Raw genomic sequence first — 15,988 nt, 5'->3', positions numbered from 1 at the left:
CGGCCGTTCCTAGAGTAGGGTTCCGCGCGCCACAATGACGGCGGGGCCGCTGAGTTCCACGTGCTCGCGGCCGTCTTCAGCAGTCAGGAAACGGACCCCGACGACGCCGCCGGGCACCGTGACCGCCCAATCGTTCGGGGCATCCCGGCCGGCCCAGAAACGGATGGCAACGGCTGCTGCGCAGGCGCCGGTGCCACAGGAAAGGGTCTCCCCCACACCGCGCTCATGCACGCGCATGGTCAGCAGACCCACGCCGTTTTCCACCAGAGGCTCGGCGGGGACCACAAATTCCACGTTGGTGCCGTTCTCCGGCTCCGGCTGCACCGTGGGCGGCGCCGTCAGTTGAGTGGCTGCGAGTTCGGACAGTTCGGCCAGGGCCACCACTGTGTGCGGGTTTCCCATGCTGACGGACAGCCCGGGGCGCGGAACTTCCAGGCCGTCGGCGTTGACGACGGCGTCCATGGCCTTCGCGGCGGCATGGTCGGGGTAGATGAACTCCCAGGGACCCATGTCCACGGCGTAGCCGCTGTCCACCCGGGTGATTGTTTTGATGCCGGCGCGGGTGCCGATGGTCAGGGTTTCCCCTTCGGCCAGGTTCACCAGCCCCTCGGCGAGCAGGAAGTGCACGAAGACCCGCACCCCGTTGCCGCACATCTCGGAGATGCTGCCGTCCGCATTGCGGTAGTCCATGAACCACTCCGCAGCGGGATCACTTTGCAGCAGGGCCTGGCCTTCAGGCAGGTGCTCGGAACGCACGGCCCTGATGAATCCGTCTGCGCCTATGCCGCGGTGCCGGTCGCATACCGCCGCCACTTCGGCAGGCGTCACTTCGCGTCCCCCGTCGGGGTCGGCCACCAGCACAAAGTCGTTGCCGGTGCCGTGGCCTTTGGCGAAGGGCAAACCGGCAAGAGAAGCGGGTAAGCCGGAAGCGGACAGAGCAGAAGAGAGAGTTGTGTTCACTGTTCAAGGATAGCGGCGGCAGCCTTGCCGGTCAGTTCGGGGTCGTCCCAGTCCAGCCAGGTGATCCGCGGATCTGCGCGGAACCAGGTGAGCTGGCGGCGCGCGAACTGCCGGGTAGCCACCACTGTCTGTTCGACTGCCTCGGCCACTGACGATTCGCCGTCCAGCACGCGCAGGAACTGGGAATACCCCAGGGCGCGGCCGGCAGTCCGGCCCTCGCGCAGGCCGCGGCCGGCGAGGTCTTCCACTTCGGCGAGCAGGCCTCGGTCCACCATCCGGTCCACGCGTGCTGCCAGCCGCTGATGCAGCAGGCTGCGCTCCACGCTCAGGCCGATCTGGACTGCCGGCTGGAAGTACTCCCGGACGGGCATGAAGGAACTGAACGGCCTGCCCGTCAGCTGGTGGACTTCCAGGGCCCGCACCACCCGGCGGCCGTCGCCAAGCCGGTCCGCGGACACCGGGTCCACTGCACGCAGCCGCCCGCGCAGAGCCTCCAGTCCCTGTTCGTCCAGTTGACGTTCCATGGCAGACCGCACTGCCGGATCAGTGCCCGGGAAGTCCAGCACATCCAGGGCCGCACGGACGTAAAGCCCGGACCCGCCCACGAGGATCGGATACTTTCCCCGTCCCTGGATCTCCGTGATGAGACTGCGGGCGGATGCCTGGAACGCCGAAACGCTGGCTTCCTCCCGGACATCCATGATGTCCAGCAGGTGATGTGGAACGCCGCGCCGCTCCGCCTCGCTGATCTTGGCGGTACCGATGTCCATGCCCCGGTAGAACTGCATAGCGTCGGCATTGATGACTTCTCCGCCCAGCTGCAGGGCCAGTGAAACGCCCAGATCCGATTTGCCGGAGCCGGTGGGGCCGACGACGGCGATGACCGGGCGGGCGCGCGCAGCCTCGGCGGCAGTCACCGGACGCACCCGGGAGACGGGGACAGCACTAGGAGCGCGGGGGCAGTGCCGGCATGCCCAGGGAGACACCGGCTTTGCCGCCGGAAGCACCCGGAGCGGGGACTCCGCACGATTCCGCCTGTGAACGGTCCCAGGCGTCACCGGCGCGTGAACGGCGCAGCGAGTAATCCGCTGCCGTCGCAGGGTCCGAGACGAGGTGGAAAGCAGCTGCGGACGTCACGGGCACGGTGACGAGGTCTCCGGGCCGGGGTACCTCGCAGCCCTCGGGCACCGAGAAGTGCACCAGGCGCTGATCACGGGAACGGCCGGAAAGGCGACCTGTTTCTTCGGACTTGCGGCCGGAACCGGCGGTAACCAGAACTTCCACTGTGGTGCCCACCTGTTTGGCATTCTCTTCGGCCGCGATGCGGTCCTGCAGGGCGGTGAGGCGTTCAAAGCGTTCCTGGACCACTGCCTTGGGCAGCTGGTCCGGCAGCTCTGCGGCGGGGGTGCCCGGGCGCTTGGAGTACTGGAAGGTGAAGGCCGTGGCGAAACGGGACTTCTCCACGACATCGAGCGTGGCGGCGAAGTCCTCTTCGGTCTCGCCCGGGAAACCCACAATGATGTCGGTGGAGATGGCGGCGTGCGGCATCCGCTCACGGACACTGTCCAGGATGCCGAGAAACTTCTTGGACCGGTAGGACCGGCGCATGTCTTTGAGGACCTTGTCGGAACCGGACTGCAGCGGCATGTGCAGCTGCGGCATCACGTTGGGGGTTTCCGCCATGGCGTCGATGACGTCCTGGGTGAACGCAGCCGGATGCGGGCTGGTGAAGCGCACACGCTCCAGGCCTTCGATGGTGCCGCAGGCCCGCAGCAGCTTGGCGAAGGCGCCCCGGTCTCCAAACTCCACGCCGTACGAGTTAACATTCTGGCCCAGCAGCGTAACCTCAATCGCGCCGTCGTCCACCAGCGCCTGGATTTCAGCGAGGATCTCGCCCGGGCGGCGGTCCCGTTCCTTGCCGCGCAGGGAAGGGACAATGCAGAACGTGCAGGTGTTGTTGCAGCCCACGGAAATGGAGACCCAGCCTGCGTAGACGGAGTCGCGCTTGGTGGGCAGTGTGGAGGGGAAAACATCCAGGGATTCCAGGATTTCCAGCTGCGCTTCATCGTTGTGCCGGGCGCGGTCCAGCAGGGCCGGCAACGAGCCGATGTTGTGCGTGCCAAACACGGCATCCACCCACGGCGCCTTGCGCTGGATGGTGTCGCGGTCCTTCTGCGCCAGGCACCCGCCCACGGCAATCTGCATGCCCGGACGAGTTTCCTTGACGTGGGCGAGCATGCCCAGGTTCCCGTACAGCTTGTTGTCCGCGTTCTCCCGCACCGCGCAGGTGTTGAAGACGACGACGTCGGCCTCGTCGCCTTCCGCGGGAACATAACCGGCGTTCTCCAGCAGGCCGGAAATGCGCTCGGAATCGTGGACGTTCATTTGGCACCCGAAGGTCCGCACCTGATAGGTGCGGTGATGCTGCTCGGACGGGGTCGGGGAAGATGTCGGGGAAGATACTGTCAAACTCACAGTCCTAGGGTACCTGCCGCGGACCGCCGGAGGAGGCGCCGGCTGATAGCCGGGTTTAGTACCAGTTGTTGGCGTAGTGGAAGTTCAGTGCCGAGCAGGGGCTGCCGTACCGGGATTCGATATAGCCCAGGCCCCAGTTGATCTGGGTCTTGGGATTGGTGAGGTAATCAGGTCCCGATGATGCCATTTTTTCGGCGGGCAGTGACTGGACAATGCCGTAGGCACCGCTGCTGGCGTTGGTGGCGCTGGTCATCCAGTTGGATTCCTTCTCCCACAGGGTGTTCAGGCAGGTCATTTCCGAGGCTGCCCATCCATGGCCGGCGAGGGCAGAGGCAGCGTACGCTTTCGCCCCGGCGGGATCATCCATGGGAACAGACGCTGCTGCGGCGGCCTCTTCCGCGGCGCGGTCCGCGGCAGCCTGGGCTTCAGCTGCTGCCTTGGCTGCAGCTTCCTGCTCGGCTGCAACCCTGGCCTGCTCGGCCGCGGCAGCCTGAGCTGCTTCTTCGGCTTTCAGCTCTTCGGCAGCTCGAGCTTCCTCCGCTGACTTTTCTTCAGCGGCCTTTTGTTCAGCAGCCTTTTCTTCAGCGGCCTTTTGTTCAGCAGCCCTGGCCTCCTCTGCTTTGGCGTCGGCCGCCTTCTTGGCATCATCGGCGGCAGCGGTGTCAGCTGCCTTCTGCTGCTCGTCGCCGTCGGTATCTCCCGCGGCGCCGGCCTCATCAGCCGGACCGGTCTCAGCGGTGTCCGGGGCGGCGGTGGGAGAAGTCAGACTGACGAGGCTGGCCCGCAGTTGGTCATTTTGTACGGAGGCGCCGGCGATTCCGAAGAAGGCCAGTCCGCCGGCAACCGCCACGGCCCCGATGCGGAGCTTGCGGGTCCGGCTGGCCTGCCGGCGTTCCTGGGTAAGGCCGCGCCGGCCGGGACCGTCGTTGGATTTGTGGCTGTCGCTCTGGGTGTCTTCGTTGCCGAGGGCATCTTTTTGGAGGGAAGTCATAGAACCGAGACGGTAACGACCGTCCCTGAGCAGCTATCTCAATTGCATAACGATCCACTTGACATGCGTGTCGCTAACGGGTTCAATACCACCCTTTGTCTTCGGAGTGCTGCCAAGCGGCACAGGGGCTGCCGTACCGGGAGCTGATGTACCCCAGACCCCACTCGATCTGGGTCCGATAGTTGGTGCGCCAGTCTGCACCAACGCTGGCCATCTTGTCTCCGGGCAGTGACTGGGGAATCCCGTAAGCCCCGCTGTAGGGGTTATTTGCGCTGGTCCGCCAGCCGGACTCCCGCTGCCACAGGTTCACCAGACACCGAAACTGATCCTGTCCCCAGCCATAGCCAGGCAGCCGTCCGGCGGCGTAGGCCTGGGCGGCGACCGGGTCGTCAACCGGCCCGGGAGAGGGCACGGGCAGCGGATCCGGTGCGGGAGCAGGCTGTGGGACTGGAGGAGCAGATGGTGCAGGAGGTGGCAGCGGTGCTGGTTGGGGTGCTGGGACCTGGGGCAGCGGAGTGGGATTAATCACCGGATCGGGCTCAGTTTTACCGGGCGGCGGAGCCGGATTCCTGCCGCTGCTGCCTCCGGCGTCGTTTTCTTCAGCCTCCCTGGCGGCTTCTTCGGCGGCCCGCGCTTCCTGTTGCGCTCGATAGGTCTCTTCGGCCTGAAGCCCCCTTAGCCGCTGCGCTTCGGCCTGCACACTGCTGTCCCGCAGCTCGGCGAGCTGCTCGAGCAGCACGGTGCTGCGCTCCTGGGCATCTTGTACTGCTTTGTCAGCTGCAGCCGCAGCTGTTTGCGCCTCAGCAGCCAGCTGCAGGGACGCGGCAACTGATTCTTCCCGACTGTCCAGGGCGGCAGCTTCACGCTCTTCAAGGCTGCCCAGCACCTGCGCAGCCGAGGCGGCCTGCAGCTGGAGGCTGTCAGTGCGGCCGGAAATGCTCTGCAGCGTGGTGAGCCGGTCCATGGCCCCCACCGCGGCATCGGCATCCAGCAGCAAGAGCAGGCTGGAATCCATTCCGCCCGTCTTGTACGTCTGCGCCGCCAGTGCGCCCATCTGTCCGGTCAGCTCCGAAGCAGTCCGGGACGCTTCCAGCCGCTGGGCAGAAAATACTTCGACGGCCCGGCTGTTGATCTCTGCCTCGTCCACGGCACGCTGATGATTTGCCGAGGCCTGTACGGCTTTTGTTCCCAGGCTTCCCGCCTCGGCCGACAGTTTGCCCAGGAGAGCTTCAATTTCAGCGGCCTGCGCTGCTTTGGATTCAACGCTGCGCTTGGCCTGCTCCACCTGCTCCCACGAGGGAAACTCTGTACCGGAGGCAGGCACAGCACTGAAGGCCGAGGCGGCAAGCACCCCGACCAGCACGGCGGAACCCAGGGAAAGACGAGTGAACTTCTTGCCCGGCAGCAACAGAGTCAACATCGTGGCCCAGCATACGGCACCGCCTCAGGATTCCCGCAGGTTTCCTACCACTCGTCCTCGGGGCGCTCTTCAAGGACGTCACCGATGATCTCGTTGACCACGCGGTATCCCACCGACGGCGAGTACCCCTTGCGGGCGAGCATGGAGACCAGCCGCTTTGCCTGCTTGTCCCGGGCTGCCCGATCCGTCAGGTCCACTGACGGCTGCAGCTTCCTGCGCGCCAGCGTCCGGGCAGCTTCCAACTCATCCTCATCGCTGACCTGCTCCAGCGCTTCCGCTGCCAGCTCCCCCGAAATGCCCTTCTCGGCTAGTTCACGCTTCAGCGCACCACGTGCGAGGGACTTGGAACGCGACCGGCTGTCCACCCACATGCGGGCAAACTCAGCGTCGTCCACGAGCCGAACTTCCTCAAAACGGTCCAGTACCGCCTGTGCAACGTCCTGGGGAATGTCCTTTTCGGCCAGCTTCACCGCAAGCTGGTGCCGGCTCTTCGGGGCACTGGTCAGCTGCCGAAGGACAATGGTGCGGGCAGCACCGTACGGGTCACGCGGTTGCTCCCGCGGCTTCGCGTCCGGCTCCCCCGGCGAACCGCCTGCCGGGGGAAATCCACTGGTTTGCTGCTGCACGAATGCCTAGGAGTTCTTCGGAACGGCCTTGAGCTTCGCTTCCGCCGCAGGAGCTTCCTCGGTAGCCGGTCCGTCAATGCCCAGCTTTTCACGCAGGCGGCGTTCCAGCTCATCGGTCAGTTCCGGGTTGTCGCGCAGGAACTTGCGGGCATTTTCCTTACCCTGGCCCAGCTGATCACCGTCGTACGTGAACCAGGCACCGGACTTCTTCACGAAGCCGTGCTCCACGCCCATGTCGATCAGTCCGCCCTCACGGGAAATTCCCGTGCCGTAGATGATGTCGAACTCAGCCTGTTTGAACGGCGGGGCCATTTTGTTCTTGACGATCTTGGCGCGGGTTCGGTTACCCACCGGAACCGTACCTTCCTTGAGCGTCTCGATGCGCCGGACATCGATGCGCACGGAGGCATAGAACTTCAGCGCCTTGCCACCCGTGGTGGTTTCCGGGCTTCCGAACATGACACCGATTTTTTCGCGGAGCTGGTTGATGAAGATGGCGGTGGTATTCGTGTGGCTCAGGCGGCCGGCGATCTTGCGCAGTGCCTGGCTCATGAGCCGGGCCTGCAGGCCCACGTGGCTGTCGCCCATGTCGCCCTCAATTTCCGCACGCGGAACCAGTGCGGCCACGGAGTCGATAACCACCACGTCAACCGAACCGGAACCGATCAGCATGTCCATGATTTCCAGTGCCTGCTCACCGGTGTCCGGCTGGGACACCAGCAGCGAGTCCGTATCCACGCCGAGCCGTGCAGCGTAGATGGGATCCAAGGCATGCTCGGCATCGATGAACGCGGCAATGCCGCCGTTCTTCTGTGCGTTGGCAACAACGTGCAGCGCCAGGGTTGTCTTACCCGAGGATTCCGGGCCGTAGATCTCCACGACGCGGCCGCGGGGAAGCCCGCCTATGCCAAGTGCCAGGTCCAAGGCGATCGAACTGGTGGAGATGGTCTCTGCCGGAGCGCGGACCTCGTCTCCAAGCCGCATGATCGAGCCCTTGCCGTACTGCTTATCGATTTGGGCCAGCGCTGCTTCAAGTGCCTTTGCGCGGTCGACTGCTGCTGCCATTCTTCACCTCGGTTGTTGTGGTTTTACGTGGCCCGGAGGCCGGTTGTCCTGCTCACCTACGACCATAAGCGGCGGCACTGACAAAACAGCGGAGCGGACTGCCGTGGGGATATCAGGGGCAGTTTTGCGGTCGTGTCGCCCCTGTGTAGGAGCTTATCCTCATCCGAACAGGTATTCGAATATCCGCTTCGGCGTGTCCCGCCTTTAACACGGCCAGCCTCATTTTTTGGGCTGGATGTCCCGCCCCAGACGTCGTTCCGCCGGGACATCCTGGACATCACAGACCGCCAGCCAGACAGCCTTCGGTTCGATACCCCCGCTGAGGGCTTCCGTTGCCGTCCTGCCGCCAAGGGAGCCGAGCACGAGGTCCGCGGCAAGCACCCTGGAGTAGGCCGGCCCAAACTCATCATCCATGAGCCGCCAGAAATCACTGAGTCGCATCGCTTAATCTTCTCATGTCCATGCCCCTCTAGAATGGAGACCATGACCGAGCAGGAATCTTCCCCAGAAGCACGGCACCATGAAGCGGCCATCGACACCTTGGAGCAGGCCCTCTCGGTGCTGTGGCGCCGGGCACGGTCCAACTCCTACAAGGTGGCCCGCGAGGTGCATCCGGATATGGAACCGGCAGCCTACGGGCTGTTGGTCCTGCTGCAGAAGCAGCAGGACATGCGGCTAACGGACATTGCCGCCAGCATCGGCATCGGCAAGCCGTCCGTGAGCCGCCAGATTGTCATGCTGGAATCGCTTGGCCTGGTCCAGAAGCACGCAGACCCGCTGGACGGCCGCGCCCAGTCCATCTCCCTCACCCCAGCAGGCTCAGAGGCGCTGGCCAAGACACAGTCGGCCCGCAAAGAGTTGTTCCGGACACTGCTGGAGGATTGGGATGATGAGGAGCTGGAGCAGCTGGGGTCACTGCTGACCAAGCTCAACCACTCCTACGCCCGCGAACGGTAATGGCTGCCCGGAAACCGAGCCAGTGCTGGCTCAACGGCCGCTGAACGGCAAAAAAGACCCCGCCAAAACGGCGGGGTCTTTTTCTTGGCACTGGGCAGGCTGCCCGATGGAGCGGCAGCACTGCGGATGTAGGTCTACGGAGTGCGGGCCAGGTCCCGAGCCATGTCCTCCGGGAAATCGCGGGCAAACTCGCGCGAGAATTCCGACGGCACGGTATCGGGTATGGCGACGCCTTCTGCAGTCGCCACCCGGTCACTGACCTCACGAAGCATCAGGGACAAAGGCACATCAAGCGCGGTGCAAATAGAGGACAGAAGCTCTGATGATGCTTCCTTTTGGCCCCGCTCCACCTCGCTGAGGTAACCAAGTGAAACGCGTGCGCTGTGTGACACCTCGCGCAGGGTACGGCCCTGACGCTGGCGGACATCGCGCAGTACGTCGCCAATTTCATGACGAAGAACAACCATTTTGCGCTCCTTTGGTTCCCGGTGTGCATCTTCCGCCAACCCTACATCCCGCCAGCGAATAACGCCGTTCACGGATACGGGTTGCTTAACCATCTGTATCGTCCTGCTCCCTATGTGTGGTCCGACTGCGGGTGTACCGCAGATATCTAAAGATCGTAATCGGGAAACCTTGGTGGTTCCTGATACTAACAACTCAGCTCCCCCGGGTTTTGTTCCCGGCACCGATTGCCCTGTGTCAGATCCCCATCATGGCCGGTCCGACAGAACCCGGGCAAGCAGTAACAGTGCTTCGTCACGTGTTTGCCGTCGGATGGCTGCTCTGTCGCCTAAAAACAAATATTCTTCAACCAGGGTCCGTTCAGCGGATACGACGGCGATGAACACACAGCCCACAGGCTTCCCGTCGTGCGGTTCGGGCCCCGCAACTCCAGTGGTGGACACTGCCACGTCCGCCTCCAGGGCGCGTCGCACGCCGTCGGCCATTTGGCGGGCAACCTCGGCGTCGACCGAACCTGCGGCAGCCAAAAGCTCAGCGTCGACCCCCAGGGCTTTGTGCTTCACGGCGTTCGAGTAAGCCACCACTCCGCCGGCCAGAACGGCGGACACCCCCGGGACGGTGCCGAGTTCGGCGGCCACCATGCCGGCAGTCAGTGACTCGGCGGTGGCCAGGGTCAGGTCTGCCGCCGAGGCGGCGCGCACCACCGCTGCAGCATCGGCGGTTCCAGCCGTGCCGCCGGGCAGCGTCACCGGCCGCCCGGGTTCTGCAGCGCACTCCGGCGCAGCTGGACTGCCTTGATGACGTAATCGATGCCCGTGACCACTGTGACCACCAGAGCGGCGGCCATCACCACGGCGCTGATCCACCAGGCCCAGCTGCCAAGCCACGTTGTCAGCGGCAGCAGGTACAGGAAGATCGCGAGAGTCTGGATCACGGTTTTCAGCTTGCCTCCGCGCGACGCCGCCATAACTCCGTAACGGATCACCACGAACCGCATCAGCGTGATGCCGATTTCGCGGACCAGGATCACAATGGTGACCCACCACCAGAGCTCACCCAGCGCCGACAACATGACCAGGGCCGAGCCGATCAGCAGTTTGTCCGCAATCGGGTCTGCGATCTTGCCGAAGTCGGTGATCAGGCCCCGGCTGCGGGCGAGATCGCCGTCCAGCTTGTCGGTATAGATGGCGACGGCGAATGTGGCCACCGCCAGCCAGCGGTACAGACCATGGCGGCCGTCATCGGCCAGCAGCAGCCAGATGAAAAGCGGAACCATCAGGATCCGCACGACCGTCAGTACGTTGGCGATGTTCAGAAGGGGGGCGTTCCCGGTAGAAGAGTTGCTCACGCTTCCAGCCTAGCGGGGATTCAGCGCCCGGTCAGACTCCACGCGTCCTCGGATCCGCCGTCTTCGTCGCCGCCTTCCCCGTCGTAATACTCGGTGGCCTGCTGCCGGCCCTCCAGATCCTGGGCCACCAGGTCAACCGGGCCGTCCGCAGAGCCTGGTTCGAAGCCGTGGTTGACGTTGGCGTTTTCCGCCAGCGCTGCGGTTTCAGCGGCCCCGGGGCCGCCGGCGGCCTCTCCCCCGCTGATGGCTGCCAGCGTGGCGGCCAGATCATCGGGCTTGACCAGCACGTCGCGGGCCTTGGAGCCCTCGGAGGGCCCGACGACGCCGCGCGACTCCAGCAGGTCCATCAGGCGCCCGGCCTTGGCGAAACCGACACGCAGCTTGCGCTGAAGCATGGAGGTTGAACCGAACTGCGTGGTGACCACCAGTTCCGTGGCCTGGAGCAGCACATCCATGTCGTCGCCAATGTCGTCTTCGATCTGCTTCTTGGGCGCGCTGACGGTGACGTCTTCGCGGTAGACGGCACCGAGCTGGCCCTTGACGTGCTCCACGACGCGGTGGATTTCCGATTCGGTGACCCAGGCGCCCTGGACACGGATGGGCTTGTTGGCGCCCATCGGAAGGAACAGGGCGTCACCCTGCCCCAGCAGCTTTTCGGCGCCGGGCTGGTCCAGGACCACCCGGGAGTCGGTAACCGACGACGTGGCAAAGGCCATGCGCGAAGGTACGTTCGCCTTGATCAGTCCGGTGACCACGTCCACGGACGGGCGCTGCGTTGCGAGCACCAGGTGGATGCCGGCTGCACGGGCAAGCTGGGTGATGCGCACAATGGAATCTTCAACGTCGCGCGGGGCAACCATCATCAGGTCTGCGAGCTCGTCCACGATCACCAGCAGGTACGGGTAAGCCTTGACCACACGCTTGGACCCGGCCGGCGGAATGACCTTCCCGAGCTTGACGGCCTTGTTGAAGTCATCAATGTGCTTGAAGCCGAAGTTGGCAAGGTCGTCATAACGGGTGTCCATTTCCCGGACCACCCACTGCAGTGCCTCGGCGGCCTTCTTGGGATTGGTGATGATCGGAGTGATCAGGTGCGGCACGCCCTCGTAGGCGGTCAGTTCCACGCGCTTGGGGTCCACCATAACCATTCGCACTTCGTCCGGGGTGGAGCGCATGAGAATGGAGGTGATCATGGAGTTCACGAAGGAGGACTTACCGGCACCGGTGGCACCGGCCACCAGCAGGTGCGGCATCTTCGCGAGGTTGGCAACCACGAAGCCGCCCTCCACGTCCTTGCCCACACCCATGACCATCGGGTGTTCGGTCTTGCGGGCGGCATTGGAGCGCAGCACGTCGCCCAGGGCCACCACTTCCTTGTCCGCGTTCGGGATTTCGATGCCGATGGCGGACTTGCCGGGAATCGGAGACAGGATGCGCACGTCGGAGGACGCCACGGCGTAGGAAATATTCTTGGACAGGGCGGTGACCCGCTCCACCTTGGTGCCCGGGGACAGCTCGATTTCGTAGCGGGTGACCGTGGGTCCGCGGCTGAAACCGGTAACGTGCGCTTCGACCTTGAACTGGTCCAGCGTGTTGGTCAGGGCGTCGACGACGGCGTCATTGGCTTCGGAGCGCTCCTTCGCCGGCGGACCGGCGGGCAGGAACTCGGACGGCGGAAGCGTGTAGGTCACGTCACCCGAGAGCTGCAGCTGTTCAGTGCGCTGCGGAATGGGCGTGGCCGGGGTGAGGTTCCGGACCGTGCGTGCCGGAACCGGCGGCACCGCGGACAGTACGGGGGCGGCAAGGGTCTCGGCAGCTTCGGGGACCATGGCAATGGCTTCGGTGGGCGGCTCGGCGCCGTCGAACACGTTGTCCACGGGGAGTCCCTGCTCGCGGCGGATCTTCTGCGTGGCCAGTTCGGACCGGGTGGGGCGGCGGACTCCCGGCGGGACGGCAGGCTCGGCTTTGGCCGCTGCTGCCGCTTCCTCGTCTTCGTCGGCCAGGACGGCACGTTCGAATGCCTCGTCCCCGGCAAAGCCTTCCACGGGGATCTCTTCACCGGCTTCGGCATTGCGGCCGAACATCCGTGACTTCTTTTTCGGTGCCTTCGCCGGGCGGCGGTCCCGTTCGTAGAGGTAGCTCTGGTCGTGTGCCTCGGGATCATCCGGGGCGAGGTCCTGACCCATGAGGTGCTCATACAGGCCCCGCAGGCGCAGCGGAATATGCCGGAAGGGCGTGGCTGTGATGATGAGCAGGCCCACGAACACCAGGAAGCCGAGCAGGATCGCCACCGGCCAGGCAGTCAGCGCTGCAGAGAGCGGTCCGGCCACCAGGAAGCCGACAATGCCGCCCGAAGCCCACAGCCGGTCAAATCCGTCCGAAAGCGCGGGAGAACCGCCCACAATGTGAGTGATGCCGGAGCCGGCGAAAAGAATAAGGGTCAAACCGATGCTGATCCGGCTGTTGGCGCGGTGGCGTTCCGGGTAGCGGAAGAGCCTGACGGCACCGGTAAGGAGCAGGAAGGGCACGACGACGGCCATCCAGCCGAAGGTGCCGGCCGCGCCGGCATGGATGATGTCGGCCACCGGACCGCGCAGGGCCCACCACTCAACCGTGGCAACGGCCAGCGCCGTGAGGATCAGGAAGAATCCGGTGCCGTCGCGGCGGATGTCGCGGTCAGGACTGACGTCGGCACCGAGTTTGCGGATGCCCGCACCGGCGAGCCTGGCCACTGCCATCCAGGCGCCCTGAACGGCGCGCAGCGGAAGCGGCACCTGTTCGGCGTCGGCCTGCGCTTTGCCGGCGGTTCCGGAGCGGCCGGTCGCCTTGCCCCGGGGCTGGGTTTTGCCGGAGCTTTTTCCTGAGGTGCCCCCGGTGTTCCGGCTGGTGGTCCGGCCGGAAGCACCGCCGCGCGCGGCAGGGGAAGTACGAGTGGCCATACGCTCCACCGTACCCGATGGGGCCGGGCAATCCGCGGATTTGCGCGTCTGCCCGACCCCGTCGAAGTTGATCCCGGCTGCATTCCGGGACGATTCGGAGCTTAGGCTTCCAGGACCACCGGAACGATCATCGGGCGCCGGCGCAGGCGCCGGTTGACCCAGGTGCCCACCACGCGGCGGACCACCTGCTGCAGCTGGTACGTGGTGTGGTCCTTGTTGGAGGTCACCGCTTCTTCCAGCGCCTGGCTGATCTTGGGCTTGATTTCGTCGAACACCGCGTCGCCTTCCGCGAAGCCCCGGGCGTGGATCTCCGGACCGGAGACAATGGTGCCGGTGCTGCGGTTGACCACGGTGATAACGGAGATGAAGCCTTCCTCGCCGAGGATGACACGGTCCTTGATGTCGGTGTCGGTGATCTCGCCGACGCTGGAGCCGTCCACATAGACGAAGCCGCACTCCACGGCGCCCACCACGCTGGCTTTCCCGTCGCGCAGGTCCACCACTGTTCCGTCATCGGCCAGGATCACGTTCTCCGCCGGCACGCCCGTTGCTTCGGCGAGCTTGCCGTTGGCGATCAGGTGCCGGGTCTCCCCGTGGACGGGCATGGCGTTTTTCGGCTTGAGAATGTTGTAGGTGTACAGCAGTTCGCCGGCCGAGGCGTGTCCTGAAACGTGGATCTTGGCGTTGCCCTTGTGCACCACGTCGGCGCCGAGCTTCATCAGGCCGTTGATGACCCGGAAGACGGCATTCTCGTTGCCGGGAATCAGGGACGAGGCCAGGATGACGGTGTCTCCCCTTCCCACCCGGATCCGGTGATCGCCGTTGGCCATGCGGGACAGGGCAGCCATCGGCTCCCCCTGGGATCCGGTGGACATCAGCACGAGCCGGTCATCGGGCAAGTCATCAACATTCTTGAGATCCACCAGGATGCCGTCCGGGACGTTGAGGTACCCGAGTTTCTCGGCGATGGCCATGTTGCGCACCATGGACCGCCCCACGAAGCAGACTTTGCGGTTATGCACGGCTGCCGCGTCCAGGACCTGCTGGACCCGGTGGATATGCGAAGAGAAGGACGCAACAATGATGCGTTTCTTCACCTTGCCGAACAGGGCCTCCAGCACCGGGCCGATTTCCCGCTCAGCCGTGGTGAACCCCGGAACATCGGCGTTGGTGGAGTCCGCCATGTAAAGGTCCACGCCCTCCTGTCCCAGCCGGGCAAAGGCCCGCAGGTCAGTGATGCGGCCGTCCAGCGGCAGCTGGTCCATCTTGAAGTCGCCGGTGTGCAGGACCGTTCCGCCGGCGGTGCGGATGAACACGGCCAGGGCATCCGGAATGGAGTGGTTCACGGCCACGAATTCGCACTCGAACGGCCCGAACTGTTCCACCTGCCCCTCGGTAACCGTGAAGCTGAACGGCTTGATGCGGTGTTCCTGCAGCTTTGCCTCCACCAGGGCCAGGGTCAGCTGGGAACCAATGAGCGGAATGTCCTGCTTCAGCCGCAGCAGGTACGGAACCGCACCGATGTGGTCCTCGTGGCCGTGGGTAAGAACCACGCCCACGACGTCGTCCAGCCGGTCTTCTATGTAGGAGAAGTCCGGCAGGATCAGGTCCACGCCCGGCTGGTTCTCTTCCGGAAAGAGGACGCCGCAGTCCACGATCAGCAGCTTGCCGTTGATCTCAAAGACGGCCATGTTGCGGCCGATCTCGCCAAGGCCGCCCAGCGGAACGATCCGCAGGGTGTCCTCTGCCAGGGCCGGCGGGGTTCTCAGGACGGAATCCGCTGTTTCGATCATGGTGCCCTATGCCTTGCTCTCGGAGCGGGCACGGGAGAAGTCCCAGCCGGCTTCGGCCAGGTCTGTCAGGATCGTCTCCATTTCGACGGCGTCCGGGCCCACGAGCGGCAGCCGGACGGTTGCATTGGGAATGACTCCCTGCATTTTCAGGATCTGCTTGGCGGACACGGCGCCGGGAATGTGGGTCATGACAGCGCGGATCACGGGATCCAGTTCGAAATGGATCCGCCGGGCGGTGGCGAAATCCCCCGCGGCGGCGGCATCCACGAGTGCGCGGAACTGGGCGGTAGCCACGTGGGCGCTCACGCTGACCACGCCCACGGCTCCGGCGGCCATCCACGGCAGGGTCAGGCCGTCGTCGCCGGCGTAGACATCGAGGGTGGTGTTGGCCAGGACGCGGGTGACGGCGGCGAAGTCCGCCTTTGCGTCCTTCAGTGCCAGGACCGAGGGGATGTTGGCGAGCCGGACCAGTGTGTCCGTGGAAAGCGCGATGCCGGCACGGCCGGGAATGTCGTAGATCATGATCGGCAGGTCGGTGGCGGCGGCAACCGCTTCGAAATGCGCGACGACGCCGGCCTGGGTGGGCTTGTTGTAATACGGCGTCACGACAAGCTGGCCGTCGGCCCCTGCCCGGAGCGCCCGCCGGGCCATTTCCACGGAGTGGGATGTGTGGTTGGTTCCGGTTCCGGCAATAACCTTCGCGCGGCCGCCCACGGTTTCGGCGACGACCCGGAACAGGTCTTCCTTTTCGCTGTCCTCCAGGGTGGAGGTTTCACCCGTGGTTCCGGAAACCACCAGGCCGTCACAGCCGTCTTCCACCAGCTTGTTGGCAAGTTGGGCCGTGGCGTCGAAGTCCACGGCTCCGTCCTCGGTGAACGGTGTCACCATTGCGGTGACGAGGGTTCCAAACGGAAGTGCACGAATATCAGAGTCAGCCATGGGTAAAACG

At 64.9% G+C, this 15,988-nt stretch carries 15 protein-coding genes; 1 reads left to right on the top strand and 14 read right to left on the bottom strand.

The features are described from left to right. Positions 1 to 9 precede the first annotated feature (9 nt). From dapF to CXR00_RS15485, 8 genes are all read right to left on the bottom strand, one after another. Positions 10 to 960 carry a diaminopimelate epimerase gene (gene dapF / locus CXR00_RS15520; protein ID WP_181032584.1) on the bottom strand — a complete coding sequence of 317 codons (951 nt, stop codon included), beginning with the start codon at positions 958 to 960 and terminating at the stop codon, positions 10 to 12. After that, entirely contained in the window at positions 957 to 1,877 is a 921-nt protein-coding gene (gene miaA / locus CXR00_RS15515; protein WP_104055411.1) for a tRNA (adenosine(37)-N6)-dimethylallyltransferase MiaA, read from the bottom strand. Before miaA ends, dapF begins: the two co-directional genes overlap by 4 nt. Positions 1,878 to 1,905: 28 nt before the next feature. Further along, the gene (miaB, locus tag CXR00_RS15510; RefSeq protein ID WP_104055410.1) at positions 1,906 to 3,435 is read right to left on the bottom strand and encodes a tRNA (N6-isopentenyl adenosine(37)-C2)-methylthiotransferase MiaB; all 1,530 of its coding nucleotides are present in this window, start codon (positions 3,433 to 3,435) and stop codon (positions 1,906 to 1,908) included. Positions 3,436 to 3,490: 55 nt separating this feature from the next. Beyond that, positions 3,491 to 4,426 (bottom strand): transglycosylase SLT domain-containing protein, encoded by a 936-nt coding sequence (locus CXR00_RS18125; RefSeq protein WP_146068526.1) that lies wholly within the window; start codon positions 4,424 to 4,426, stop codon positions 3,491 to 3,493. An 82-nt stretch (positions 4,427 to 4,508) separates the two neighbouring features. Next, positions 4,509 to 5,846 carry a transglycosylase gene (locus tag CXR00_RS15500; RefSeq protein WP_104055409.1) on the bottom strand — a complete coding sequence of 446 codons (1,338 nt, stop codon included), beginning with the start codon at positions 5,844 to 5,846 and terminating at the stop codon, positions 4,509 to 4,511. Positions 5,847 to 5,890: 44 nt separating this feature from the next. Continuing rightward, a complete protein-coding gene (locus CXR00_RS15495; protein ID WP_237688712.1) occupies positions 5,891 to 6,367 on the bottom strand; it encodes a regulatory protein RecX in 477 nt (158 codons plus the stop codon). Between the two features lie 111 nt (positions 6,368 to 6,478). Further along, the gene (gene recA, locus CXR00_RS15490; RefSeq protein WP_104055407.1) at positions 6,479 to 7,537 is read right to left on the bottom strand and encodes a recombinase RecA; all 1,059 of its coding nucleotides are present in this window, start codon (positions 7,535 to 7,537) and stop codon (positions 6,479 to 6,481) included. A 219-nt stretch (positions 7,538 to 7,756) separates the two neighbouring features. Continuing rightward, a complete protein-coding gene (locus CXR00_RS15485) occupies positions 7,757 to 7,978 on the bottom strand; it encodes a DUF3046 domain-containing protein (RefSeq protein ID WP_104055406.1) in 222 nt (73 codons plus the stop codon). A 42-nt stretch (positions 7,979 to 8,020) separates the two neighbouring features. Here CXR00_RS15485 and CXR00_RS15480 point away from each other — a divergent pair, with 42 nt between their 5' ends. Next, positions 8,021 to 8,494: a MarR family winged helix-turn-helix transcriptional regulator gene (locus CXR00_RS15480; RefSeq protein WP_104055405.1), complete on the top strand. Its 474-nt coding sequence runs from the start codon at positions 8,021 to 8,023 to the stop codon at positions 8,492 to 8,494. A 134-nt stretch (positions 8,495 to 8,628) separates the two neighbouring features. Here CXR00_RS15480 and CXR00_RS15475 read toward each other — a convergent pair whose 3' ends face one another. The 6 genes from CXR00_RS15475 to dapA all read right to left on the bottom strand — a co-directional run bounded on the left by CXR00_RS15475 (position 8,629) and on the right by dapA (position 15,978). Beyond that, positions 8,629 to 9,054: a helix-turn-helix domain-containing protein gene (locus CXR00_RS15475; protein WP_104055404.1), complete on the bottom strand. Its 426-nt coding sequence runs from the start codon at positions 9,052 to 9,054 to the stop codon at positions 8,629 to 8,631. A 153-nt stretch (positions 9,055 to 9,207) separates the two neighbouring features. After that, a complete protein-coding gene (locus CXR00_RS15470; RefSeq protein ID WP_104055593.1) occupies positions 9,208 to 9,663 on the bottom strand; it encodes a CinA family protein in 456 nt (151 codons plus the stop codon). A gap of 41 nt (positions 9,664 to 9,704) precedes the next feature. After that, positions 9,705 to 10,307, bottom strand: coding sequence for a CDP-diacylglycerol--glycerol-3-phosphate 3-phosphatidyltransferase (pgsA, locus tag CXR00_RS15465; RefSeq protein WP_258060524.1), 603 nt, complete (start codon positions 10,305 to 10,307; stop codon positions 9,705 to 9,707). A gap of 20 nt (positions 10,308 to 10,327) precedes the next feature. Beyond that, entirely contained in the window at positions 10,328 to 13,246 is a 2,919-nt protein-coding gene (locus CXR00_RS15460) for a DNA translocase FtsK (protein ID WP_104055403.1), read from the bottom strand. Positions 13,247 to 13,347: 101 nt separating this feature from the next. Further along, positions 13,348 to 15,039, bottom strand: a complete 1,692-nt coding sequence (locus CXR00_RS15455; RefSeq protein WP_104055402.1) for a ribonuclease J — start codon at positions 15,037 to 15,039, stop codon at positions 13,348 to 13,350. Positions 15,040 to 15,045: 6 nt separating this feature from the next. Beyond that, positions 15,046 to 15,978, bottom strand: coding sequence for a 4-hydroxy-tetrahydrodipicolinate synthase (gene dapA, locus CXR00_RS15450; RefSeq protein ID WP_104055401.1), 933 nt, complete (start codon positions 15,976 to 15,978; stop codon positions 15,046 to 15,048). Positions 15,979 to 15,988: the final 10 nt, after the last annotated feature.

Source organism: Arthrobacter sp. 9E16, from assembly GCF_002929435.1.
Taxonomy (GTDB): domain Bacteria; phylum Actinomycetota; class Actinomycetes; order Actinomycetales; family Micrococcaceae; genus Arthrobacter_B; species Arthrobacter_B sunyaminii.
This window is presented reverse-complemented; position numbering and strand designations above follow the sequence as displayed.

Coding starts and splice junctions, on each gene's coding strand:
- CXR00_RS15455 (WP_104055402.1), bottom strand. CDS start 15,039: ATGATCGAAACAGCGGATTCCGTCCTGAGAACCCCGCCGGCCCTGGCA.
- CXR00_RS15485 (WP_104055406.1), bottom strand. CDS start 7,978: ATGCGACTCAGTGATTTCTGGCGGCTCATGGATGATGAGTTTGGGCCG.
- CXR00_RS15475 (WP_104055404.1), bottom strand. CDS start 9,054: ATGGTTAAGCAACCCGTATCCGTGAACGGCGTTATTCGCTGGCGGGAT.
- CXR00_RS18125 (WP_146068526.1), bottom strand. CDS start 4,426: ATGACTTCCCTCCAAAAAGATGCCCTCGGCAACGAAGACACCCAGAGC.
- CXR00_RS15480 (WP_104055405.1), top strand. CDS start 8,021: ATGACCGAGCAGGAATCTTCCCCAGAAGCACGGCACCATGAAGCGGCC.
- CXR00_RS15500 (WP_104055409.1), bottom strand. CDS start 5,846: ATGTTGACTCTGTTGCTGCCGGGCAAGAAGTTCACTCGTCTTTCCCTG.
- recA (WP_104055407.1), bottom strand. CDS start 7,537: ATGGCAGCAGCAGTCGACCGCGCAAAGGCACTTGAAGCAGCGCTGGCC.
- CXR00_RS15460 (WP_104055403.1), bottom strand. CDS start 13,246: ATGGCCACTCGTACTTCCCCTGCCGCGCGCGGCGGTGCTTCCGGCCGG.
- dapA (WP_104055401.1), bottom strand. CDS start 15,978: ATGGCTGACTCTGATATTCGTGCACTTCCGTTTGGAACCCTCGTCACC.